Genomic DNA, 23,626 nt, shown 5'->3' with positions numbered 1-23,626 from the left:
GGGCATGACGCGACATCCCGCGCCGGTAACAAGAGGAGCAGCCCCGGCATGCGGCTGAAATCCTTCCACGCCCGCTCCATGTCGGCCGCCCTGCAACTCGTGCGCGAGACGCTGGGGGACGAGGCGATCATCGTCGCCAGCCGTGAGGACGAGACCACCGGCGGCGTGCGGGTGACCGCCGCCATCGAGGATGATTACATGCCGGCCGCCCCGGGCGGCAGCACGCCTCCGCCCCGCCCGGCCCCCGGCCCGCGTTTCGGGCGCACGGACGGTGCGGGTGAGGCTGAGGAAGGGTATCCGCTCGACGCCGGCGACGACCGCGACGATGTGGTGGAGCAGATTAATGATGCGCTGCTGCGCAACGGTGTGCCGCCGCGCGTCAGCGAGGCGCTGATTTCGCAGGTCGAGGCGCTGGATAGCGACGATCCGGTCATGGCACTTGCCGGCGCCCTCGACGCCATCTTCACCTTCCTGCCACTGGGCGAGGCCACCGGTCGCGGCGAAGCGCTGATGATGGTGGGCCCCGCCGGAGCCGGCAAGACGATGGTGGTGGCCAAGCTCGCCGCGCGCGGCGCTCTCAAGGGCCGCCGTATCGGCGTCGTCACCACCGACACGGTGCGTGCCGGTGGGGTGGAGCAGCTGGCGGCCTTTACCCGCCTGCTCAAGCTCGACCTGCTGGAAACAGAGGACAAGGCCACGCTCGGCGACGGGCTGCACGCCCTGCATGGCAGTGGGCAGATCCTCATCGATACCGCCGGGCGCAACCCGTTCAGCGAAAGCGACCTCGCCCAGCTGGCCGACCTTTCCAAGGCCGGGGATATCGAGCCGATCCTGGTCATGGCTGCCGGCGGCGATGCCAGCGAAGCCGGGCTTATCGGCAAGATTTTCCGGGCGCTCGGCTGCCGCCGAGTGGTGCTCACCAGACTGGATGCCACCCGCCGGCTCGGCAGCGTATTATCTGTGGCCTATGAAACCGGGCTTGCCTTCAGCGATGTAAGCCTGACCCCCGGCGTGGCCGACGGGTTGCAACCGCTGAACCCCGTGGCACTGGCCCGCTTATTGCTTCCAAGGGTGGAGCAGGCAACTGAAACAGTAAGACCCCGCGGCGGCGTCGCCAAGCAAACTGGAACCTACTGATGGTCGAGCTCAGCAATCTCAACACCGGTAGCGAAGCCCGTCCCCAGGTGCGGCCGCTGCGCGCCAACAACCTCATCGCCGTTGCCAGCGGCAAGGGCGGCGTGGGCAAGACGTGGTTTTCCATCACGCTCGCCAGCGCCCTCGCCAAACGCGGGCGCAAGGTGCTGCTGTTTGACGGCGACCTTGGCCTTGCCAACGTTGATATCCAGCTCGGCCTCACCCCCAAGCGCGACCTCGGTGAGTTCATCACCGGCGAGAGCACGCTGGCGGGTGTGGTGCACAATTATGCCGAGGGTGGTTTCAGCATCATCGCCGGCCGCTCCGGCATGGGCAGCCTTGCCACCCTGCCGAGCCAGAAGCTGGCCGACCTGCGCACCGACCTTATCGCCCTTGCCGGCAGCTATGACGATGTGATCGTCGATCTGGGCGCCGGCATCGACAAGACCGTGCGCCACCTTGCCGGCCCGGCCGGCATGACGCTGGTGGTGACGAACGAGGAGCCGACGGCCCTTACCGACGCCTATGCCTTCATCAAGGTGGTTCATGGCGCCGTGCCGTCGATGGAAATGGGCGTGGTGGTCAACCTCGCTACCGACCCCAAGGAAGGCGAGCGCACCTACAACACGCTCTCCAAGGCGTGCCAGAACTTCCTCAAATACAATCCCGCGCTTGCCGGCATCGTGCGGCGCGACCCGCGCGTGCCGCAGAGCATCCGCCAGCAGCAGCCGCTGATGATGAACTGGCCCGGCACCGACGCCGCGCAGGATGTCGATGCCATTGCCCTGAAGCTCACGCGGCGCCAGCAACGCCGCGAAGCCTGACCGGCAGAGGCGGCGATGACAGGCATCTCCGCCCCGCCCGCCCAGACGGCAGACCTTGCAACGTCCGCCCGTCCGGCCAGCGTCAGCCTTGGCGATGCCGAGGTGGTGGAGCTGCCGGCCCGGGTCAGCGCCAATGTCAGTGCCAATGCCGGGCGCGGCATCACCCTGACCGGCACCGTTCAGTCCCAGACACCCGACGGCACCGTAACGCTGCGCACCGCCGCCGGTGATGTGCAGCTGCGCACCGGCACCCCGTTGCCGACTGACCGGCCGGTAACCGTACAGGTTACCCCCTCCGGCGATGGCGGGGCCCTGCGCGCGCAAATTACTACCACGGCAACCGCGCCCCCCTCACCAACGGCAAATCCGGCACCTTCCGCCGGCACACCGGTGTTGACGCCCAACTTGCTGGGCGCGGCAGCCGAAGCCCAGCTGCTGCGCACGCTGGCCGCCGCCTTGCCCGATCTGCCGCTTGCCGCCGGTACGGTGCTGCGCGCCATCCGCCTGCCGGACGGCGTTACCGCCCAGCAGCTTTTCACCGCTGCTGGCACGCCGGCCTCCACCGGTGCCGGAGGGGCTGCGGCGGCCATTCCCCTTTCGGCGGGCGCTTCACCGGCCCCTGCCGCCGCCCCCGCTGCCGGTAATCCCGCCCAGCCGACACAAGCCGCTCCAGCCACCGGGGCGGCGCCAGCCGGAGCCGGCCAGCCCGCCGGCGCCCTCCCGGCGGCAATCCCGCCATTGGCAACGCCGCAACCCGGCGGCCCTGCCGCAATCATGCCTGCCAGCGCCGGTGCGGTACCGGATGCCGTGCCTCCCGCGGCGACGCCCTCTCCAGCTGCCGCCGCTGTGGCCTCGCCGGCCATACCGACGCAGCCCACAGTGCCAGCCGGCAGCACCGCTCTGCCAACACCAGCGGGAGCAGCCAGCCCGGCGACGGGCGGCACGCCGCCTGCCCAATCTCCGCCGCCAGCCGCAGCTTCTGCCGCCACCCCGCCGGCGGCATCACCCGCGGCAGCGCTGGGGCCAGCCCCCTCTCCTGCAGCGGCCGCTTCCCTTGCCGCCATGGCCGGCACCGGCGCCCTGCCGGCAGCGGAGTTGCTGGCCCGCAGCCCCATCGTTACCCGCATCGCCCGTCCCGGCGCCCCCTCAGGCCCGACCGGTGCCAATCCCGTGGCTGGTGACACAGCTGGCAAGGCCGGCGCACCGGCCCCGTCTCCGTCCGCTCCAGCTTCGCCGGCAGCAGGCCCCGCCGCATCGACAACCACCGGCGTACCGGCGCAGCCCGCTTCAACGGCGTCCGCCGGAACGGCAAACCCGGCGATCCAGGCCGCCCGTTCTGCTGTCGCAGCGCCGCTCAGCGCGATCAGCGCAATGCAGGAGGCCGAAGCCGAACCTGTCGCCGCCATCGCTCGCCCGGCAGGCGGCGCAGCAAATTCCCCGGGACCGGTGCCGCCGGGCGGCAGCCTGTCGGTGCGCATTCTGGCCGCCCCCGCCAATCCGCGCGTGCCGCTCGCAGCCCTCTCCCAGCCGGACGCGGCCGGTGCCGGCCAGCGCGCCACGATCATCGATCGCACCAGTCAGGGCGCGCCCGTCATCGGCATCGGCACGGCACGTTATCTTCTGGAGACGACACAAGGATTGCCCGTCGACAGCGAGCTTACGGTCGCCCTGCTGCCGGATGATCTTCAGGCCCTGCCCGCCTTGCCGGCAGACCCGGATGCCGCCACCCTTGCCGGCGGCATGCCGGCCCTCGATGACGGGCTGGAACTGCTGGCCGCGCTCAACCCGGCGCTGGGGGAAATGCTGCGGCGAACGCTGGTGCCCCGGCCGGACACCCAGCTCGCGCCCAGCCTAGCCATCCTGCTGACGGCCCTGCGCCGCGGCGGCGATGCCGCCGGCTGGATCGGCGGCGCGGCGGCCGGCCTGCTGCGCTCGACCCCGCAAGGTGGCGCCACACTGAAACGCATGGGGGAAGAGCTTTCGTCCCTGCGCCACCGCGCCTTCGATGGCGCCGGCAATGAGTGGCGCGGTTATACCGTGCCGCTGGAGGCCGGAGCGCTGCTGCAACCGGTGCAGTTCTATCTGCGCGGCGCCGGCAGCGACAAGGAAAGCCCGGAGGATGCCGCCGTGCGCCAGAATGCGGGCGTGCGTTTCCTCATCGATCTGGAGCTGAGCCGCCTCGGCCCCCTGCAACTCGAGGGGCTCTCCCGCCCCGCCGAGCAGCGGCTCGACATGGTGCTGCGTTCCGGCACCGGCTGGCAGCGCGAGATGGAAGAGGATATCCGCAGCCTTTACGTGAGCGCCTTGCAAGCCAGCGGCCTTGGCGGCACGGTATTGTTCCAGGGCGGATTTGATGGCTGGGTGCGGCTGACGCGCGAACGCAGCGCCGCCCATGTCGGCGCCGTTAATATCTGAAAGGCTGCCTCGCGGCGCAAACAGGGAGAGCCGGCCATGACGGAAACCAGCAACAATGGCGATCCCCTCAAGGCGGACGAGGAGGCGGTGGCGGTGCTGCGCAACCCGGCGCCTCATCATGACTATCTCATCGAATGGGCGGGGGACGCGCCGGGCGGCAACGGGCTCAAGGTGCGGTATGTGCCTGACCGCGACGTCATTACCCGCCATGGCTGGGTGGAACTGATCGACACCCTGCCGGCGGAAAATGCCGAGGCCGTGGCCGTCGCCCTGCTCGGCAAGCTCGACGATTTGCTGCTCGCCCGCTGGATCGAGGTCAGCGTCTTTACCGAAACCGGCCACCGCGTGGTGATCGAGGATCGCCAGCCCGGTTGGCACAATGACAAGTTTCTCGGCCGTCTGTCGCCCCTCTGAGCAAAAGGGCGCCGGGCAGGCCTTGTCCCGAAGGCCCGCCCGGCTTTCCAGGGATGCCCTCAGGCGGCAAGCCCCAGACGCTGTTCCAGCGCGGCGAACTCCGCCGCCGCCAGCGCCGGCTTCACCGCAGTGTCCATCACAGCGTTGAACATCTCCGCCGGGGCGCCGGCCTTCATGCCGGACAGCATGCCGAAACGTTCCTGCGGGTTGAGGGCCGGCATCATCAGGGCCATGAAAGCCATGGCCTTTTCCGGCGGGATGGAGCCGACGATGCGCTGCTCGATGCCCATCAGGTCGGCATCGGAATAGCGCGCACAGAGCATCGGCCAGGCCACCGTCTCTTCCTCATGCATATGGAGGAGATCCTCCCCGATGAAATGGCTGTATTCGAGATAGAACTGCCGGCCGAGGGCGATGCGTGCGGTAGCAGGCGCGGTCTCGATGTCGTTCAGCAGCCGCTCCAGCACGGCAAAGGCGGCTTCATGGCCGTCATGCTGCTCTTCCAGCCGCTCCGCCTCGCCGCTGGCGGCAAGGGCATCGTGAATATGCTGCTCTTCGTGGGCCAGATGGCCGGCGGAGAGAAACAGCATGCGGCGCAGGTCAGCCAGCAGGTTTTCCGTCGCCGCAGCATCGGTAAAGTCATGTGCGCCCACGCGCACCAGCAGGTGCATCTGCGCCCGGCGGATGCCCTTGTGCACCGGCCCGTAGAGGTCAAAGCGCTTCGCCAGGTCCACCGGCAGCAGGATGTGAGTGTTGTCGGACACGGTTCAGGTCCCCCTTTTTCTCGTCCAGATCGTGCGGGGGCTACGGCAACGCTTCTGTCGCTGCCCGCCCCGGTCGGCGCGCAACTTATGGCTTGAAGACGAAGGCCGCTTCCTAAATGCTTCCTAACGACAGGCGGGAGTTTCCTAAAAAACTGCTAACAACCGGCCGGCACTGTCCGGCCTGCGCATCCAGGGGGAAAGCGAAAGGCCCATGGCGCTCATCGACGCGCAGCTTGCCGATTTCATGGAAGGTCCGGTGATGATCGTCGCGGCAACGCGCGATGCCGCCCTGCGCCCCACCGTCTGCCGCCTCAGCGGCCTCATCGCCACCGCCGGGGAGGACCGTTTCCACGGCCTTGTCTCCGCCTCGCTCTGGCCGCAGGCCCTTGCCAACCTGCAACCCGGCTGGCCGGTCGCCGTCACTTTCGCCAATCCGGCCGACTATCGCGCCTTTCAGGTCAAGGGCAGCGTCATCGCCGTTACCCCCGCCACCCAGGCTGAAAAGGCGCGGGCCGAGCGTTACGTGGCGGACACCTACCAGACACTGAGCACCCTTGGCAGCAGCCCGCGCCAGATCGCCAGCTGGCTGACGATTGAAAACCTGCACAGCATCGCCATCACCGCGACGGCTGCCTTTCGTCAGACACCGGGCCCGGGCGCCGGCCTCGCACTGGAACTGGCAGGTGTGCGATGACCCGCCTTGCCGACCTGCGCCATGCCTTCGAAGGCATCATTCCCTCCTCCATCTCCACGGTGGATAGCGACGGGCTGCCCAATGTCTCTTACCTCTCGCAGGTTCATTATGTGGATGAGGAGCATGTCGCCCTCACCAACCAGTTCTTCTCCAAGACTGCCGCCAATATCGCCGCCACCCGGCGTGCCTGCGTAATGCTGGTGGACGGGGTGAGCGGCGACCAGCATGTACTCGATCTGGTCTACAGCCACTCGGTGGAAAGCGGCGATATCTTCAACCAGATGTCCGCCCACCTGCAGGCCGTCAGCGCCCAGCATGCCGCCGGCATCGTCATGCGCCTGCGCAGTGCGGACATCTACCGGGTAGAGAGCCTGCGTGCCGTGCCGCGTCCCCAGCAATGGGCGGTGCCGGATGTGGAGGAGACCAACCTCCCCGCAGCGCCCGACCTTTTGCCGGGCACCGCCGACATCTGCCGGCAGATTGCCGCCGGCAGCGACCCGGATGCCCTGCTCGACACCGTGCTGGCAGGCCTCGAGCAGCATTTCGGCATCGCCCATTCCATGCTGCTGCTGGCCGATGAGGGACAGAACCATCTCACCACTCTGACAAGCCGCGGTTATGGCGCGGAGGGTGTGGGCGCCGAAACCGCGCTGGGCGACGGCATCGTCGGCATTGCCGCCAAGGAGCGGCGGCCGATCCGCATCGCCGATCTCAGCCGCTCGCGCCGCTATATCGAGGCCATGCGGGCCTCCACCCCGGCGGAACAGGCGCCGGACGTGCGCCACATTCCGGTGCCGGGCCTTGCCGAGCCGCTGAGCCAGGTCGCCGTACCGCTCTGCCATCAGGGCCGCCTGCGCGGCGTGCTGCTGGCGGAGGCTACCCGGCGATTTGCCTTCCATCACGAACATGAGGGCGCGCTTTGCCTCATCGCCGGCCAGCTGGCTACAACCCTGCGCCTGCTGGAGCTGGAGGCGATGGCGGCGGAAGTCGCCCCCCGGGGCGCGAGCCCTGCGGCGGAGGCAGGCGGCACACCGCTGCGCGTGCGCTATTACCGTTTCGACGACAGCCTTTTCATCGACGATGCCTACATCATCAAGGGCGTGCCGGGCCGCCTGCTCTATTATTTCCTGAAGCATCATCAGGAAAACGGCCGGCAGGACTTCACCAACCGCGAGGTCCGCATCGACCCCGCGCTGCGCCTGCCTGACCTCAAGGACAATCTGGAAACGCGCCTCATCCTGCTGCGCCGGCGGCTTGAGGAAAAACAGACCCCCATCCGCCTGCTGCGCCCCGGCCGCGGCGAAATCAGGCTGGAGCTGACGGCAACACCGGTGCTGGAAGTGGTCGAGCGGACCTGAAAGGTCTCCCCATCTGCGCGCTTTCCGTGGCCCCCAAAATGAAACGGGGCGGCTTCCCCCCCGGAACGCCGCCCCGCCCCCTGCCCCGGAACCAGTCCGGTGGCCGGCTTATTCCTTGACGACGTCCTCAAGGAAGAAGCGGCCCAGCGGGTTCTGGTAGAAGTTCTTGATATTCTTGCGGGAAACGTTGCGGTACGGGCTGTAGTAGAGGTCGATCCAGTTGACGTCGTCCTTCGCCATCTTCTGCAGGTCGATATACATCTGCTCGCGCTTGGCCGGATCGGCCTCGATACGCGCCTTGGCCACCAGCTCCTTCACCGCCTCGTTCTTGTAGTTGGTCATGTAGTTGTTGTTGGAATCATGGCCCAGCACGAAGGTGGTCTTCTGGTCCGGGTCCAGGATGTCGTTGGTCCAGTACATGACCGAAATGTCGTAGTCGCCTGCCACCAGCATGTCCCAGCTCTGGCTCGGATCGACCTTCTGCAGGTCAACCCCGATACCCGCCCTGGAGAGCTGCTGCTGGAGAAGCACGGCGATCTGCTCGTCCACCGCGTCGCCGGCATTGACCACATACTTGAGCTTCAGGTCGGAGGCACCGGCCTTGGCCAGCATTGCCTTGGCCTTTTCCGGGTCATAGGGGCGGCTGAGATTGTCGGCGTAGTGATAGAGCGCCCCGGCCGGAATGTAGGAATTGGCAACGGAGCCGATGCCGAAAGTCACCGCGTCGACAATCGCCTTCTTGTCGATCGCCATGTCGATCGCCTGCCGGACGTCCTTGTTGCCCAGAAGCCCGTGGGCATGGTTGATCAGCAGGTGATCCTCGCGGGTCGAGGTATCGAGATGAACCGTGAGGTTCGGGTCCTTCTGCAGCTCGGCAATGCTGGAGAAGGGCACGAAGATCGCGCTGTCGAGCTCACCGGCCTGCACCTTCAGCATGCGGGTATTATCGTCGGGGATGGAAATCCACTCGACCCCGTCAAGGCTCACCCGGTCGGCCTGCCAGAAGTTCGGGTTCTTCTCCAGCACCACCCGGTCGCCGCGCACCCATTCCTTGACGCTGAAAGCGCCGGAGGCAACCGGGTTCTCGGCATAGGCAGCCTCACCCATCTTCTCCATGCCTGCCTTGGAGAGGATCGAGGTGCCGGGCATGGCGAGGGAGGAGAGGAAGGGTGCGCTCGGCTGCTTCAGCTTGATGATCAGCGTCGTGGCATCCGGCGCCTCGACGGTATCCATCACCTTGTAGCTGTCGGCCCAGAGAGAGCCTTGATCGTCGCGGATACGCAGCAGCGAAAAGGCGGCGTCTTCCGCCGTGATCGGGCTGCCGTCGGAGAATTTGGCCGCCCGCATCTTGAAGGTATAGGTCAGGCCATCGGAAGAAACCGTCCAGCTTTCGGCAAGGCCCGGCTCCAGCCTGGTGCCGGTCTTGTCCACGCGCACCAGCACGTCGAACACGTTGGAAAAGACCCAGAAATCGACATTCTGCGCCGTCATGATCGGATCGAAGGTCGTGCCGTCCTCGCGCCGGCCGATGGTCAGCACACCGGCCGCCTCGGCAAGGCTCGTTCCCAGGGCCGTCGTCGCCAGAAATGCGGCAAGGCCAATCTTCATCCAAGTGCGGGTCATGATGCTGTCCTCATCAAGAGACCGAGAGCCGCAAGCCGGCGGGTCAGGTCGGGTTGTCCAGAAGGCAGGCTGAAAGATGATCGCCCCGCCGCCTGAGCGGGGGTGGTGGGTCCTCGGCGCATCGTGCTTCTGCGAGCGCGCAGCGCGGATGAAAGGCACAGCCCCGGGGCAGGTTGAGGGGACTGGGCGGGTCGCCCGGCAACAGCTCGGACGATAGCGGCCGGTCCGGATCGATCTCTGGGATCGCCCGCAGCAGGGAGGCGGTATAGGGATGGCGCGGGGCGGCAAAAACCTCTGCCGTCGGCCCTTCCTCGACCACGCGGCCGAGATACATCACGGCCACCCGGTCACACAGGCGCCGCACCAGCGCGAGATCATGCGCGATGAAGATAAGCGCCACGCCCATGCGCTCGCGCAGTTCGATCAGCAGATTGATGATCTGCCCCTGCACCGACACATCGAGCGCAGCCACGCATTCATCGGCGATGATGAGGCGGGGTTCGACGGCCAGCGCCCGGGCGATGCCGATACGCTGGCACTGCCCGCCGCTGAGGCCGGACGGTTTGCGGGCCGCCAGTTCCGGCGCCAGCCCTACCATCTGCAACAGCTCGCTCACCCGTGCCTTCACGTCGCCGGCCGGCACCTTTCGGTGCACACGCAGCACCTCGCCAATGGCTTCCCCCACAGTGAGACGCGGATTGAGCGCGTTGTAGGGGTCCTGGAAGATCATCGCCGTTGCCCGGCGCAGCCGGGCAAGGTCGGAGGGCGTGGCCTTTGCCATGTCCGTACCCTCGAACAACACCTTGCCCGCCGTCAGCTCTCCGAGCCGCAACACGGCACGGCCGAGCGTGCTCTTGCCGCTACCGCTTTCCCCCACGATGCCCAGCGTCTCGCCGGCATGGACGGAGAGCGTCACTCCGTTGACGGCGCGCAGCACCCGGCGCTTCCACGGAACAAGACCGCCGGCAACCTTGAACTCGACACTCAGATCCTCGATGTCGAGCAGCGGCTTGCGATTTGTCTTCGTCGCGTTCATCGGGCAGCCTCCTGCCCGGGCCCTTCCGGGAAATGGCAGGCAGCCCGGTGGCCGAGATCGACACTGATGAAAGCCGGCTGATGCTCCCGGCACGTCTCCCCCGCGCGCGGACAGCGCGGATGGAACCGGCAGCCCGAAGGCATGGCATCGACGGTCGGTGGCTGGCCGGGGATGGTTTCCAGATAAGTGCCGGTGGCTGCCGCGCCCGGCTGGCAGCGGATAAGGCCGGCCGTATAGGGGTGCCGGGCGGCACGGATGATGTCGCGCTTCGGCCCCAGCTCGGCAAGGCGCCCGCCATACATCACCGCGATGCTGTCGCAGGTCTGCGAAACCACACCCAGATCATGGGTGATGAAGATGATGGAAAGGCCCTTGCTGTCGCGCAGGTCCAGCAGAAGGCGCAGGATCTGCGCCTGCACCGTCACGTCGAGCGCCGTGGTTGGCTCATCAGCGATCAGCACCTTTGGCTGGCAGGCCAGTGCCACGGCAATCATCGCGCGCTGGCGCATGCCGCCGGAGAATTCATGCGGGTAACTGCCCGCCCGCGCTGTCGGATCGGGAATGCCCACCTGCCGCAGCACTTCTATGGCCTGCCGCATCGCCTCGCGCCGGCTGGCGCCCTGATGGAAACGGATGGTCTCGGCAATCTGCGCGCCGATGGTCATCACCGGATCGAGATGGCTGGAGGGGTTCTGGAAGATCATGCCGATCTGCCCGCCGCGCACCTTGCGCATCGCGGCCTCATCCAGCGCCGTCAGTTCTTCTTCGCCAAGACGGATGCTGCCGCCGGTAATGGCAAGGCGCGCGCCCGGCAACAGGCGCATCAGCGCCCGGCAGGTCATGCTCTTGCCGCTGCCGCTCTCGCCCACAAGGCCGAGGATCTGGCCGGCCTGCAGATCGAAGGAAACGCCATCGACAATCGGGCGCCAGCCCTCGTCACGGGCAACGCTGACCGTCAGGTCGCGCACACTGAGAACGGGACCGGCGCTCATTCCCGCACCCCCAGCCATTCCCCAAGCCCGTCGGCCAGAAAGCTGAAACCCATGGCAAGGCTGACGATGGCGATACCGGGAAAGGCCGTGATCCACCAGGCGGTGGTGATGAAGCCCTGCCCTTCGGCCACCATGATGCCCCACTCGGCCACCGGCGGCTGAACGCCAAGGCCCAGATAGCTGATGGCCGCGCCATTCAGCAGCACCAGCACCGCATCCGACATGGAAAAGACGACCGAGCCGAGAATGGCGTTGGGCAGCAGATGGCGCCCCATGATGCGCATATGCCCGAAGCCGAGGCTGCGCGCCGCCACGGCAAAATCGGCATGTTTGAGCACCAGCACCTGCGAGCGCACCAGCCGGGCATAGGAAATCCACCCCACCAGCGCCATGGCGATATAGAAGCTGGAAAGGCCGGGCCCGAGGATGGCGATGATCGCCAGCATCAGCACGAGGAAGGGAAAAGCGAGCACGATGTCGATGATGCGCATCAGCAGCATGTCGACCACGCCGCCAAAATAACCGGCGATGGCGCCCACCGACGCCCCGATCATGAAGGGGAAGATGACGCCGAGGAACGAAATCTGCAGGTCTATGCGGGCACCCCACAGCACGCGGGCAAACACGTCGCGGCCAAAATTGTCGGTGCCGAACGGATGCAGCCAGCCCGGGGATTGCAGCCGCGCGGTGGCATCCTGAAAGATGGGGTCATAGGGCGCGATCAGCGGCGCCGTCAGCGCAACGACCAGCCAGCCGAGCACGATAAGCGCGCCGATGGTGAGGGCCGCATTGCCGCCCAGCAGCCGGAGCCGCCAGCCGAAACGCGCATGGGAGGAGCGCACGAGCAGCATGGTCATAGCCTCACCCGCGGATCGACCGCTACCGTCAGTATGTCGGCCAGAAAATTGATGAGTACGCTGGCACAGGCAAAAACCATCGCCACGCCCTGCACCACCATGTAGTCGCGGGTAAAGATGCCTCGTACCAGCAACTGCCCCATGCCCGGCACGGCAAACACGCTCTCGATCACCACCGAACCGCCGATAAGCCAGCCGATATTGACCGCCAGCAGGTTGATGGCTGGCACCAGCGAATTGGGCAGCACATGGCGCCAGAAGACGATTGTTTCCGGCAACCCTCGCGCCCTCACCGCCACTACCTGGTCGGAGGCAAGTTCCGCCAGCATGGCCGCACGCAGGTTGCGCGTCAGCACGGCGGCGAGCGGCAGCGCCATGGTGAGGCACGGCAGGATCATGTGGTGCAGCTTGTCGCCGAAGTCCCGCCCGTAGCCGGACGTCGGCAGCACGTCGAGCACCACGCTGAAGAGAATGATCAGCATGATGCCGAGCCAGAACGGCGGAAATCCGAGCCCGGCGGTGGAAAAGAGCCGCACCAGATGGTCGGCAAGACGCCCTTTGTAGCGGGCGGAAAGCGCGGCGAGCGGCACCGCCAGCAGCAGCGCGATGAGCACGGCGCCGAAAACCAGCACCAGCGTCGGCTCGATGCGGGTGGTGAGCACCTTCAGCACGTCGATCTTGTAGAGGATCGACTTGCCCATCTCGCCATGGAAGAGGTTCTTGAGGAAATAGAGGTACTGCACCCACAGCGGCTCATCGAGGCCGAACTGGGCCCGGATGCGGGCGATGGCATCCGGCGTGCTGCGCGGGCCCAGCAGCACCCGGGCCGGGTCGCCGGGGATGGAGCGTACCAGCACGAAGGTGATGACGCTGATGCCGAAAAGCACAGGGATCAGTTGCAGCGGCCGGTAGAGCACGAAGCGGTAGCGATGCATCAGCGGCGCCCCGCCTGCGCCCGCAGGAAGTCCAGCACACACGCCCGGTAAGCCTCCGGCTCCTCATAGAAGGGCGAGTGGGAGGAGTTGGCGAAGATACGGATATGGCTGTCCGGCAGCGCCTCATGCATGCGCCGCCCGCAGGCCGGCGTCAGCACATCATGCTGGCCGTTGATGACCAGCACCGGCCAGCCGAAGTTCTTGAGTTCATCCACCCGCGCCCAGCCCTTGAGGCTGCCGGTATAGTGATATTCGTTCGGCCCCTGGATGGCGTGGAAGATGGGATAGTTGAAGCCCGCCTTGGAACGCGCCGCCGGCTGCGGCCGCACCGGCAGGCGGCGGATATGCCGGTAATCCAGCAGCGTGACTGCGGCGTCATAGGCCGGGTGATCGTATTTCTGCCGCGCCTCATGCATCTGCATCATCGCCACCGTCTCGGACCCGAGGGCCGAGCGCAACCGCTCGATCTCGCCCATGAGGTGGGGAATGTCGGCGCAGGTATTGGCAAGGATCATGGATTTGATGCGGGCCGGATACCTGAGCGCATATTCAATCCCGCACCACCCGCCCCAGGAATGGCCGAGGAAATGCACGCGGGTGAGCCCCAGCGCCGCCAGCACAGCCTCCACCTCCTCCACATAGCGCTCCAGCGTCCAGAGCGACATGTCTTCAGGGTGATCGGAAGCGCCGGTGCCCAGCTGGTCATGCACCACGACGCGAAAGCCGAGATCGGCAAGCGGCACATGCGGGTCGCGCAGATAATCGCACGGCAGGCCCGGGCCGCCATTCAGCAGGAACAGCACCTCGTCGCCCGAGCCATAGCTGTAGGCAACCACCTTGTGCCCGCCGCCCAGATCGATCTCGATGCGCTCGTCCGCCGGCCGGTCGTCCCACACGGCAAAGCCGTTTGGAAGCCGGCCGGTCTCGGCCATCAGCGTCACGCCCGGATCGCTCATCGGGTGCTGTTCCGCTTCAGGAAATCGAGCAGCACCGGATAATAGGCCTGCGGCTCCTCATAGAAGGGCATGTGGCTGCTGTTGGGGAACACATGCAGCTCGGCATGGGCGATGCCCTGCTTCATGCGCAGGGCGCAGGCCGGGGTCAGCTCGTCATGCTGGCCCACGGTAATCAGCGTCGGCGCGGCGATGCGCGGCAGATCCGGCACCCGGTTCCAGTCCTTGAGGTTGCCGGTATAGAGAAACTCGTTCGGCCCCTGCATCGTGCCATAGGGGCCCATGTTCCAGTCGCCGAGCGAGCGCCGGATCGGCGCCGGCCACTCCTCCAGCCGGCACACATGCCGGTAATTGAGGATGGTGATGGCGGCCATATATTCGGGATGGTCGAGTGTGCCTTCGGCCTCATGCCGCTGCATCATCGCCACCGTCTCGGGGCCCAGCGCCGCGCGCAGCCGCTCCAGTTCGGTGATGAGATGCGGCATGTCCGCATCGGTATCTTCCAGGATCAGGCTCTTCAGCGCCCCGGTATAGGTCAGCGCATAATCGATGGCGAGCCACCCGCCCCAGGAATGCCCCAGCAGATGCACCTTGCCGAGACCCAGCGCCGTGCGCACGGTCTCCACCTCTTCCACATAACGCCCGATGGTCCAGAGCGCGGGGTCCTGCGGCCGGTCGGAGGCGCCGGTGCCCAGCTGGTCAAAGGCGATAACCCGGTAGCCATGGTTCTTCAGGCAGGAGTGCGCCTCACGCAGATAGTCGCACGGCAGGCCCGGCCCGCCATTGAGGCACAGCACCACCTCCGGCCCGGAGCCGAAGCCATAGACAACCACCTTGTATCCGTTAACGCCGATTTCGTGGCGCTCATCGGGCGCCAGCTCGCTCCACATTCCCACCTCGTTACGCCCTGTCCTGCCATCGCGCGGCGGCTCCGGGTTTCTGCGGCAGGGGCTTCGCCCCGGCCGGTCCCGGATTGGGGGTGCCACGCAGGACAAAGGCTAAGGCCGCCCGGCAGCACGCGGCTAGATATCAATTTTTATAGGGAGCCCATTTTTTACCCACGCTCTGACGGTGGTTAAAAGATGGGCTATGATAGGAGGACGTCTTTTGCCGGGCGCCCGTAAACGCCGGAAGCTGTTGGTATGACTGATTTTATCGAGAGGATGGAACAACGCCTCGCCGGTGCGGAGTCGCCGGATGACTGCGCCGATGCCACGCTCGACCTGATCGGCGAGCTGGGTTTTACCTGCCTCATCTACGACTATACGCCAGTGCCGCTGAGCCATGCGGGCGAGTTGATTACGCCCTCCGTGCTCAGCTTCCGCAACGCGCCGGAGGATATGCGCAGCCTGTGGTGCGACCAGGGTTATTACCAGCATGACCCGGTGCAGCAGCTTGCCCTTGCCACCACCACCCCCTTCGTGTGGTCCTACAGCGCCGGGCGCAACTCAACGCCGCTGGCGCGCCATCTGAACCCGGACCACGCCGCCGTCTCCAGCTACCTGCATGACATGCACCTGACCTGCGGCATCACCGTTCCGGTGCATCGCCGCGACGGCGACCTTGCCACCTTCACTGCCATCCGTGACGGCGGCGACGCAGAGACGGAGCACGAATTGCGGCGCCATCTCGGCACCTTCAGCTTCATGGGCCATCTCTTCCACCAGACGGTGCTGCCCATGTTCAGCGAGGAAGAGCGGCGCAGCGGTTATGTCAGCCTTACCCGGCGCGAGCGCGAGTGCCTGCGTTATTCCGCCGAGGGGCTGACCGCCAAGGAAATTGCCCGCCGGCTCGACCGGGCAGTGCCCACCGTAACCCTGCACCTTAACTCCGCGGTGCAGAAGCTGGGCGCCCGCAACCGGGTGCATGCCGTGGCGCTCGCCAGCCACTACCGCCTGCTGGACGCCTGATCCGCAGCGTATCTTTCTCCCTACCCTATCAATTTTGACGACTGGTCCTCGGCCCTTCCCGGACGGCAAGTTACCGCGGTGACATGCTTGAAGCCGCCTCGCGAAGGAGATGCCGCCTTGGCCCATATCGCTCCCCAGGAAGGTTACGTGCCCTTCCGGGATTACCAGACCTGGTATCGCGTGACCGGCGATCTGGCCGGGCCGAAGACCCCGCTGGTGGTGGCGCATGGCGGCCCCGGCTGCACCCATGATTATGTCGACAGCTTCCGCGACATCGCCGCCACCGGGCGCGCCGTCATCCACTACGACCAGCTCGGCAATGGTCGCTCCACCCATTTGCGGGACAAGGGAGCGGATTTCTGGACCATTGACCTGTTCCTGGCTGAACTCGACGCCCTGCTTGCCCATCTCGGCATCGCCGGACGGTATGCACTGCTTGGCCAGTCCTGGGGCGGCATTCTCAGCAGCGAGCATGCGGTGCGCCGTCCGGCAGGCCTGCGGGCACTCGTGCTCGCCAACTCCCTGCCCTCGATGCCGCTCTGGGTGGCGGAGGCCAATCGCCTGCGCTCGCAGCTGCCGGCCGCCGTGCAGGAAACCCTGCTGAAGCATGAAGCCGCCGGCACCATGGACAGCGCGGAGTACAAGGCCGCCACGCAGGAATTTTACAAGCGCCATGTCTGCCGGGTGCAGCCGCTGCCGCCGGAGGTCGCCCGCACTTTTGCTGCGATGGATGAAGACCCGACCGTCTATCTGGCGATGAACGGGCCGACGGAATTCCATGTCATCGGCACCATCCGCAACTGGAGCATCATCGACCGGCTGCACCTCATCGACGTGCCCACCTTCGTCTATGCCGGCCGGTATGACGAAGCGACGCCGGCCGTCACCCGGCCTTTCCTGGATAACATCCCGGGCGTGCGCTCGCATGTGTTCGAACAATCGAGCCACATGCCGCATGTGGAAGAGCGCGAGGCCTGCATGCAGGAACTCGCCCGCTTCCTCGACCGGACGGCGGACTGACGGGAGAGGCAGAAACGGAAGGCGGCCTAACCGCGCTCCTCGAACTCTTCGGCGGCCTCATCTTCCGCCTTGCGGCGCTGGAAGCCGTTCTGCGCCACCTCATCCATGTCGATGGCTTCCTTGCGCGCGATCTCGGCAGCTTCCTTGCGGTCGCGTTCCTGCTGGGCGATCTCGTATTTCTTGAGTTCCTGGAAACCCTCGCGGATTTCCTCCAGCGCCTTTTCGATGCGGTGGTCGAGCGAGCGGGCGATGTTTTCCATCATCGTGCGCCGCTTCTTGCTGGCCTTCAGATAAGCGTCGAGCCCGTAGGCCACGCCCGTCATCTCGGCGGCGACCTTCTTTTCCGCCACCACCTCGGCATCCAGCTTCCTGATCGATTCATCGATGGCGGCGCGCTGGTCGTTGAGCGCGGCCAGCGCCCGCTTTTTTTCATCGAGCTGCCAGTTGTGATAGCGGATGAGCCCGTGCAGCCCCTTGGCCATCAGACCGCCTTCACGATCTCATTGACGAGCTTGTAGCACTCGCCAAGGTCCGTCCGTTCGAACTTGCCCTGCTTAAGGAAAGTCTCGATCGCCGGATAGAGCATGATCGCCTGGTCCACCTTGACGTCGCTGCCCTTCTTGTAGGCGCCAAGGCGCACCATCTCGGCCATGTCCTCATAGGTGGACATGATCTCGCGTGCCCGCGCGACGATCTGGTTCTGCTCGGCCGTATTGCAGCCCGGCATGGTACGCGAGACGCTTTTCAGCACATTGACCGCCGGATAACGCCCGCGCTCGGCAATCTGCCGCTCCAGCACGATATGCCCGTCAAGGATGCCGCGCACCGCGTCGGCAATCGGCTCGTTATGGTCGTCGCCATCCACCAGCACGGTAAAGAGCCCGGTGATGCTGCCACTGCCCTTTGGGCCGGGGCCGGCGCGCTCCAGCAGGCGCGGCAGCTCGGCAAAGACGGTGGGTGGATACCCCTTGCTGGTCGGCGGCTCGCCGACCGACAGGCCGATCTCGCGCTGGGCCATGGCAAAGCGGGTGATGCTGTCCATCATGGTCAGCACATGCAGGCCCTGATCGCGGAAATATTCCGCCACCGACATGGCGGTATAGGCCGCCTGCCGGCGCATCAGCGGCGCTTCATCGGAGGTGGCAACCACGACAACGGAGCGTGCCATGCCCTCCTCGCCCAGATCGTCCTCAATGAATTCCTGCAGCTCGCGCCCGCGCTCGCCGATAAGGCCGATCACGGCCACGTCGGAGGCGGTGTAGCGCGCCAGCATCGACATAAGGGAGGATTTGCCAACGCCCGAGCCGGCGAAGATGCCCATGCGCTGCCCGTCGCACAGGCTGCAGAAGGTGTTGAGCACGCGCACGCCAAGGTCGATCTTCGCGCCCACGCGTTTGCGGGTATGGGCCGGCGGCGGGCTGTTGCGGATGGGCACGCCGATGCGCCCCTTCTGCAGCGGGCCCTTGCCATCCACCGGGTTACCCAGCGCATCGACCACACGCCCGAGCCAGAATTCGGACGGATAGACGCTGGGCACCGCGCTTTCGATCACCGCCCGGCAGCCGAGGCCGACGCCCTGCACCGAGCCCAGCGACATCAGCTGCGCGCGCCCGTTGCGAAAGCCCACCACCTCGCACGGCACACGCCGGCCTTCGCGGGTCTCCACGCTGCAGCGGCCGCCGACGGAAAGATGGCGCTCGATGCCACCCACCTCGATCAGCAGGCCGAGTACCGCCGTAACCTGACCATAAACCTGGATACGCGGCAGATGCTCCAGCTCATCCATTAACAGATTGGCCGATCTTTGCATCTCGCCCTCCGCAAAACCGCGTTACAAAACGTACATTTGGCAAGTGTAGCGCTTCTGCCGCTAGGATCAAAGGCCGCAGCTTTCGGGGCTTTGCAGCCTGCCAGCTTTCCTTGTGATTATGAAACCTTGATCAATCCTTAACGACGCCCTTATAGTCTTAAGAAGTTGCGGTCCCAAACGGCCTTTGCCGGGAGCCAAGCCGATGCGTGTCCTGCTCGTTGAAGACGATATCGCCCTCGCCAAAAGCATCGAGATGATGCTGCGCAGCGAAGGGTTCATTGTCGATGTGACCGAACTTGGCGAAGACGGGCTCGAGATCGGCAAGATCTACGATTACGACATCATCATCCTCGATCTGATGCTGCCGGATATCGATGGCTACGAGGTGCTGCGCCGCCTGCGCGCCGCGCGCGTCGATACGCCCATCCTCATCCTCTCCGGCCTCACCGAGATGGATCACAAGCTCAAGGGTCTCGGTTTCGGCGCGGATGACTATCTGACCAAGCCGTTTGACCGCCGCGAGCTGTTCGCGCGCGTGCAGGCCATCGTGCGTCGCTCCAAGGGCCATGCGCATTCGGTCATCAAGACCGGCAAGCTCAGCATCAATCTCGACAACCGCTCGGTCGAGGTGGATGGCAAGCCGGTGCACCTCACCGGCAAGGAATACGGCATCCTGGAGCTGCTGGCCCTGCGCAAGGGCACCACGCTCACCAAGGAAATGTTTCTCAACCATCTCTATGGCGGCATCGACGAGCCGGAACTGAAGATCATCGACGTCTTTGTCTGCAAGCTGCGCAAGAAGCTGACGCAGGCCGGTCAGGGCGAGAACTATATCGAGACCGTCTGGGGTCGCGGCTACATGCTGCAGGACCCGCAGGAAGAACCCCCGCGCCTGCCGAGCCGCCGCCGCGCGACCGCTCCGGCAAGACGGCCGAGTTCGGCGAAGATGGCGGCCGAGGCCTGAGCCAATCTCCAGGCGTTGCGCAGGCATTTGAAGCGATGCAGAACTAAAAGAGATCGCTTCGAACTCGACCGACATTGAGCGCCTGATCATGCGAAACGACAACCCCAGCTGGAAGCAGTTTGAGCTGGCTGTTGCCGCTTTCTGTGCGGCTCTCGCACCTGGCGCAAATGTCGTACACGATGCGACGACCCTAGATCTCGACACGGGTCTACCACGCCAACGAGACGTCTGGATCGAAACTAATTTCGGCGGCCATTTTTCGATCCGCATTCTTGTCAGCTGCAAACGTTACAAGCGGCGACTAACCATCCAACAACTTGATGCTTTCGTTGGCGAGCTTGGATCTTCAGGAGCCCATAAGGGAGTCATCTATAGCTACTCGGGCTTTACAGAAGGAACATTGAAGAAGGCCCAAAGACGAGGCATCTCTTGTTGTATGCTATTCGAAAATGCCCCGCCCACCATTCCTGAGATGATCGCATTCGAGGCTTATTGCCTCCGTGAAAAACCGCTTTTGATCGTCGAAGGAGTTAATGGAGAGGTCAATTGGAGCGAAATACTCAATGCAGAAGGAGTAGTCGATGGTGAAGTGGTGACGGCGCATCAAGGTCTGTCCAAATTATATGACGCCGATTTTCCTGCCTTCAAGAAGGCCATAGCGCTTCAGATCACACCTGTTCGATATTGCTCGCTCACGCTGAAGACAAACAGCGATATTGGCCCAATCAAGCTAAGCTTAAAGAGCGAATGGGTCGTCTATCGGGCGCGAATGGAGGCTTGGCTGGTTAACGGTTCCTATTCAATCACCGATCGTGATTTCAAAGGAAATTTCTCTACACCAGCAATTGATACATGGAGCGAACACCCGGGACCGGGTTGGGAGCCAATAGGACCGGACGAGATCACAGCCGGAAACACGATAAAATTTCACTTTATCCAGCCTAACATTGGCCCCCACCTCGCGAAGAAAGCCGTAGAAGGTTAGATAAGTTAGGAAACTAGACGTGCCTGTTATGGTTCCGAACTCTCACGCCGGGTAATAAAGCCCGCGCTGGCTCTCCACCGGGCGGAACTTCTCCGTGATGCCCAGCACCGTTTCGGCGCCGCCGAGGAAGAGGTAACCGTCCTTCGGCATCTGGCGGGCGATGCCGGCCAGCACCTGCGCTTTGGTCGGCTGGTCGAAATAGATCAGCACATTACGGCAGAAGACGATGTCGAACTGGCCGAGCACGCTGAGATCGCCCAGCAGGTTGAAGACGCGGAAATTGATGTTGCGCTTCAAATCCGGGCTGATGGCCCACTTGTCACCCTGCTGGGTGAAATATTTCACCAGCATCTGCACCGGCAGGCCGCGCTGCACTTCGAACTGGGTGTAGACACCCAGCCTTGCGCGCTCCACCACCTCGGCGGAAAGGTCGGTACCGACAATCTCGATGCGCCAGCCGGCGAGCTTGTGCTTTTCCTCTTCCATAAGCATGGCGAGGGAATAGGCTTCCTGCCCGGTAGAAGAGGCGGCCGACCAGATTCGGATGTGGCGCTTGGCGGCGCGTGCTTCCAGCATCTTGGGCAGCACCACCGTCTTGAACAGGTCGAACGGCCTGCCATCGCGCATGAACGACGTTTCGTTCGTCGTCATCGCTTCGGTGATCTGCTCCAGCAGCTTTTCGTCCCGCTTCGTCCGCACGGCCAATGCCAGCGCGTCCAGATCGGCCATGTTGTTGCGCCGTGCAACGGGCATCAGCCGGCTTTCCAGCAGGTAGGCCTTGTCCCGCGTAAGGACGAGACCGGAACGCTGCTTCAGCAGACTGCAAAACATGTCGAAATCTTCGACCTTCATGCTGCCGTCCTCAATGCAATCCGCTGGATCGTCGGACCGATCTCGCCAAGCGGCAGGATCGCGTCCGCAATGCCTGTGTGGGCGACGGCCCCGGGCATGCCCCACACCACGCTGGTAGCCTCGTCCTGTGTCAGCACGGTACCGCCGGCCTTGTGGGTGAGCACACACCCGTCCGCCCCGTCGCGCCCCATGCCGGTCAGGATGACCGAGAGAAGCTTGGCACCAAACACCTGCACAAGGCTGCGCATCATCGGCTCCACGGAAGGCCGGCAGAAATTCTCCGGCGGCCCCTGGTTGAGCGAGATCACAAGCCCCGGCCCGCGGCGCTCGATGGTCATGTGGAAATCACCCGGCGCCAGATAGATGCGCCCGCCCGTCACCGGCTCGCCATCCTGCGCTTCGCGGCACAGGATGCCGCACTGGCGGGTGACGTGCTCGGCAAGGATCGCCGTGAAGGTCGGCGGCATATGCTGGGTGATGAAGATGGGCTGCGGCACGCCGGCCAGATGCGGCAGTACCTGGAACAGCGCCTGTGGGCCGCCGGTGGAACTGCCGATGGCGATGGCATCCGGCCGGGCCGGCGCACGCTTCAGCGGCTGGGCCGGTTGCGGCGGAGCATGAATGGGCCGCAGCGGCGGCGGCGGTGGCACCACCTGCCGGCGCGCGGCGACCGGCACATGCGGTGACGGGTTTGCCACCGGCGGGGCCTTCTGCTCTGCCGGTTTGGCGGCCGGTGCCCCAGCCGGACGCTCGACAGGGCGCGGCGTCTCGATCCGGGCGGTGGGCGCTGCCGGCGCCGGGGTAGCTGCCACGGTTGCCGGTTTGGCACCCGGCGCGCTCGCCGGAGCGGCACTCTGGCTCGGGGCTGCCGGTGCCGGGGCGGCCGCAGGCGTCACCGGTGCGGGAGCGGGTGCAGACGGCGGCGCAAAGGCGGCCGGGCCGGGCTGATAGACCGGCGCCGCATAGGGCTGGCGCGACGGGGCGGCAAAATGCTGGCGGGTGGCGTGGCGGCGGCGCTCGGCGGCAAAGGGCTTGCCGGCAAGGCCCGGCGCGGGCGCGGCTTCCGGGGCCGGCTGCTGCGGCTGGCTCTTGGCGAGTTTTGCCAGCTCGAAAGAGCGGCGCGCCACCTGGCCCAGTGCCTTTACCTTGGAGATAAGCTCATGCTGGAAACTGTCGGCCGCCTGCAGCTCGCTGGCCGAACTGGGCTTGGGCACATAATCGGCAGCGCCCAGCGTAAGGGCCCTGAGGCTGATCTCGGCATTCTTGAGCGTCAGCGTCGAGGCCATGATGATGCGCACATGCGGCAGCGACTTGATGAGAAGCGGCAAGGCGGTCAGGCCGTCCATCACCGGCATCTCGATATCGAGCACCACCACATCGAGATCGCGATGCTCGTAAGTGAGATCCACCGCCATCTGCCCGTCACTGGCCTCAGTGACGACATTGATGCCGCTATCCGCCGACAGGGCACGGATGAGCAGGCCGCGAATAACGGCACTGTCGTCAACGACCATGACGCGGACAGGATCAGCAGCGGTGCCGAGATGCTCAGTCATGTGGGGTGAATATTCCCTGGAACCTTGAAGCGGCGGATGGCGAAAGCACGAGGGGAGCGTGCCCGGATCAGTCCCTAGAGCAGGCCGACCTGCATGAACTTGGTCTGGATGATGTCGTTATCGAACGGCTTCATGATGTATTCGTCCGCCCCGGCGGCCAGTGCCTCCTGGATGTGGGCGATATCGTTCTCGGTGGTGCAGAACACCACCTTGGGCGTGGTGCCGTGGGTCATCTTGCGCAGGCGGCGCAGGAACTCGATGCCGCTCATCACCGGCATGTTCCAGTCCAGCAGAATGGCATCGGGCATGCTGTTGGCGCAGGATTCCATCGCCTTGAGGCCGTCTTCAGCCTCCGAGCAGGCGAAGCCCAGCTCCTCCAGGATCTTGCGCGCCACCTTGCGCACCACCCGGCTGTCGTCAACGACGAGGCACGTTTTCTGTTCCATCAGGCGTTTCCCACCGTCATTTCAACTGCCGGCATTATCCTGCCGGCGGCCTGGCCTTGTCATGGTCCTCCGGCGTTATGCCGG

At 65.2% G+C, this 23,626-nt stretch carries 23 protein-coding genes; 10 read left to right on the top strand and 13 right to left on the bottom strand.

From position 1 onward, the window contains the following. Window positions 1–48: 48 nt before the first annotated feature. From QTL98_RS09230 to QTL98_RS09215, 4 genes are read left to right on the top strand one after another with little or no spacing between them, the layout of a single operon-like run. Window positions 49–1,137, top strand: a complete 1,089-nt coding sequence (locus QTL98_RS09230; RefSeq protein WP_445681925.1) for a flagellar biosynthesis protein FlhF — start codon at window positions 49–51, stop codon at window positions 1,135–1,137. Next, window positions 1,137–1,958, top strand: a complete 822-nt coding sequence (locus tag QTL98_RS09225) for a MinD/ParA family protein (protein ID WP_445681924.1) — start codon at window positions 1,137–1,139, stop codon at window positions 1,956–1,958. Before QTL98_RS09230 ends, QTL98_RS09225 begins: the two co-directional genes overlap by 1 nt. 15 nt (window positions 1,959–1,973) lie before the next feature. After that, the gene (locus QTL98_RS09220; protein WP_445681923.1) at window positions 1,974–4,373 is read left to right on the top strand and encodes a hypothetical protein; all 2,400 of its coding nucleotides are present in this window, start codon (window positions 1,974–1,976) and stop codon (window positions 4,371–4,373) included. Between the two features lie 36 nt (window positions 4,374–4,409). Continuing rightward, complete coding sequence (locus QTL98_RS09215; protein ID WP_445681922.1) at window positions 4,410–4,787, top strand: hypothetical protein; 378 nt, start codon at window positions 4,410–4,412, stop codon at window positions 4,785–4,787. A gap of 59 nt (window positions 4,788–4,846) precedes the next feature. Here the strand turns inward: QTL98_RS09215 and QTL98_RS09210 are convergent, their stop codons facing one another. Continuing rightward, window positions 4,847–5,551 (bottom strand): hemerythrin domain-containing protein, encoded by a 705-nt coding sequence (locus QTL98_RS09210; protein WP_445681921.1) that lies wholly within the window; start codon window positions 5,549–5,551, stop codon window positions 4,847–4,849. Between the two features lie 211 nt (window positions 5,552–5,762). Between QTL98_RS09210 and QTL98_RS09205 the strand changes: the two genes are divergently transcribed. Both QTL98_RS09205 and QTL98_RS09200 read left to right on the top strand, forming a co-directional pair. Next, the gene (locus tag QTL98_RS09205) at window positions 5,763–6,245 is read left to right on the top strand and encodes a hypothetical protein (protein WP_445681920.1); all 483 of its coding nucleotides are present in this window, start codon (window positions 5,763–5,765) and stop codon (window positions 6,243–6,245) included. Then, window positions 6,242–7,603, top strand: coding sequence for a GAF domain-containing protein (locus QTL98_RS09200; RefSeq protein ID WP_445681919.1), 1,362 nt, complete (start codon window positions 6,242–6,244; stop codon window positions 7,601–7,603). Before QTL98_RS09205 ends, QTL98_RS09200 begins: the two co-directional genes overlap by 4 nt. A 108-nt stretch (window positions 7,604–7,711) precedes the next feature. On the opposite strand, the gene QTL98_RS09195 is transcribed toward QTL98_RS09200, so the two are convergent. The 7 genes from QTL98_RS09195 to QTL98_RS09165 are packed head-to-tail and all read right to left on the bottom strand — an operon-like array spanning window position 7,712 to window position 14,889. Next, a complete protein-coding gene (locus QTL98_RS09195; RefSeq protein ID WP_445681918.1) occupies window positions 7,712–9,226 on the bottom strand; it encodes an ABC transporter substrate-binding protein in 1,515 nt (504 codons plus the stop codon). Between the two features lie 43 nt (window positions 9,227–9,269). Continuing rightward, window positions 9,270–10,262 (bottom strand): ABC transporter ATP-binding protein, encoded by a 993-nt coding sequence (locus QTL98_RS09190; RefSeq protein ID WP_445681917.1) that lies wholly within the window; start codon window positions 10,260–10,262, stop codon window positions 9,270–9,272. Next, the gene (locus QTL98_RS09185; protein WP_445681916.1) at window positions 10,259–11,254 is read right to left on the bottom strand and encodes an ABC transporter ATP-binding protein; all 996 of its coding nucleotides are present in this window, start codon (window positions 11,252–11,254) and stop codon (window positions 10,259–10,261) included. Before QTL98_RS09185 ends, QTL98_RS09190 begins: the two co-directional genes overlap by 4 nt. Continuing rightward, a complete protein-coding gene (locus tag QTL98_RS09180) occupies window positions 11,251–12,105 on the bottom strand; it encodes an ABC transporter permease (RefSeq protein WP_445682119.1) in 855 nt (284 codons plus the stop codon). Before QTL98_RS09180 ends, QTL98_RS09185 begins: the two co-directional genes overlap by 4 nt. Before the next feature lie 2 nt (window positions 12,106–12,107). Then, complete coding sequence (locus QTL98_RS09175; RefSeq protein WP_445681915.1) at window positions 12,108–13,046, bottom strand: ABC transporter permease; 939 nt, start codon at window positions 13,044–13,046, stop codon at window positions 12,108–12,110. After that, complete coding sequence (locus tag QTL98_RS09170) at window positions 13,046–13,942, bottom strand: proline iminopeptidase-family hydrolase (RefSeq protein ID WP_445682118.1); 897 nt, start codon at window positions 13,940–13,942, stop codon at window positions 13,046–13,048. Before QTL98_RS09170 ends, QTL98_RS09175 begins: the two co-directional genes overlap by 1 nt. A gap of 56 nt (window positions 13,943–13,998) precedes the next feature. After that, window positions 13,999–14,889, bottom strand: coding sequence for a proline iminopeptidase-family hydrolase (locus tag QTL98_RS09165; RefSeq protein ID WP_445681914.1), 891 nt, complete (start codon window positions 14,887–14,889; stop codon window positions 13,999–14,001). A 252-nt stretch (window positions 14,890–15,141) separates the two neighbouring features. On the opposite strand from QTL98_RS09165, the gene QTL98_RS09160 reads away from it, so the two are divergent. Both QTL98_RS09160 and QTL98_RS09155 read left to right on the top strand, forming a co-directional pair. Further along, window positions 15,142–15,909 carry a LuxR family transcriptional regulator gene (locus QTL98_RS09160; protein WP_445681913.1) on the top strand — a complete coding sequence of 256 codons (768 nt, stop codon included), beginning with the start codon at window positions 15,142–15,144 and terminating at the stop codon, window positions 15,907–15,909. A gap of 117 nt (window positions 15,910–16,026) precedes the next feature. Beyond that, window positions 16,027–16,929, top strand: coding sequence for a proline iminopeptidase-family hydrolase (locus tag QTL98_RS09155; RefSeq protein WP_445681912.1), 903 nt, complete (start codon window positions 16,027–16,029; stop codon window positions 16,927–16,929). Window positions 16,930–16,955: 26 nt separating this feature from the next. Here the strand turns inward: QTL98_RS09155 and QTL98_RS09150 are convergent, their stop codons facing one another. Both QTL98_RS09150 and fliI read right to left on the bottom strand, forming a co-directional pair. Next, window positions 16,956–17,411 (bottom strand): hypothetical protein, encoded by a 456-nt coding sequence (locus QTL98_RS09150; RefSeq protein WP_445681911.1) that lies wholly within the window; start codon window positions 17,409–17,411, stop codon window positions 16,956–16,958. After that, window positions 17,411–18,739, bottom strand: coding sequence for a flagellar protein export ATPase FliI (gene fliI, locus QTL98_RS09145; protein ID WP_445681910.1), 1,329 nt, complete (start codon window positions 18,737–18,739; stop codon window positions 17,411–17,413). Before fliI ends, QTL98_RS09150 begins: the two co-directional genes overlap by 1 nt. Before the next feature lie 202 nt (window positions 18,740–18,941). Between fliI and ctrA the strand changes: the two genes are divergently transcribed. Continuing rightward, window positions 18,942–19,703 (top strand): response regulator transcription factor CtrA, encoded by a 762-nt coding sequence (gene ctrA, locus QTL98_RS09140; protein WP_510637541.1) that lies wholly within the window; start codon window positions 18,942–18,944, stop codon window positions 19,701–19,703. An 88-nt stretch (window positions 19,704–19,791) separates the two neighbouring features. Then, window positions 19,792–20,688, top strand: coding sequence for a restriction endonuclease (locus tag QTL98_RS09135; protein ID WP_445681909.1), 897 nt, complete (start codon window positions 19,792–19,794; stop codon window positions 20,686–20,688). Window positions 20,689–20,730: 42 nt separating this feature from the next. On the opposite strand, the gene QTL98_RS09130 is transcribed toward QTL98_RS09135, so the two are convergent. From QTL98_RS09130 to QTL98_RS09120, 3 genes are all read right to left on the bottom strand, one after another. Beyond that, window positions 20,731–21,540: a CheR family methyltransferase gene (locus QTL98_RS09130; RefSeq protein WP_445681908.1), complete on the bottom strand. Its 810-nt coding sequence runs from the start codon at window positions 21,538–21,540 to the stop codon at window positions 20,731–20,733. After that, window positions 21,537–23,096, bottom strand: coding sequence for a protein-glutamate methylesterase/protein-glutamine glutaminase (locus tag QTL98_RS09125; RefSeq protein WP_445681907.1), 1,560 nt, complete (start codon window positions 23,094–23,096; stop codon window positions 21,537–21,539). Before QTL98_RS09125 ends, QTL98_RS09130 begins: the two co-directional genes overlap by 4 nt. Before the next feature lie 74 nt (window positions 23,097–23,170). After that, window positions 23,171–23,542: a response regulator gene (locus QTL98_RS09120; protein ID WP_445681906.1), complete on the bottom strand. Its 372-nt coding sequence runs from the start codon at window positions 23,540–23,542 to the stop codon at window positions 23,171–23,173. Window positions 23,543–23,626 lie beyond the last annotated feature (84 nt).

This window comes from Radicibacter daui, assembly GCA_030657355.1.
Taxonomy (GTDB): domain Bacteria; phylum Pseudomonadota; class Alphaproteobacteria; order Radicibacterales; family Radicibacteraceae; genus Radicibacter; species Radicibacter daui.
This window is presented reverse-complemented; position numbering and strand designations above follow the sequence as displayed.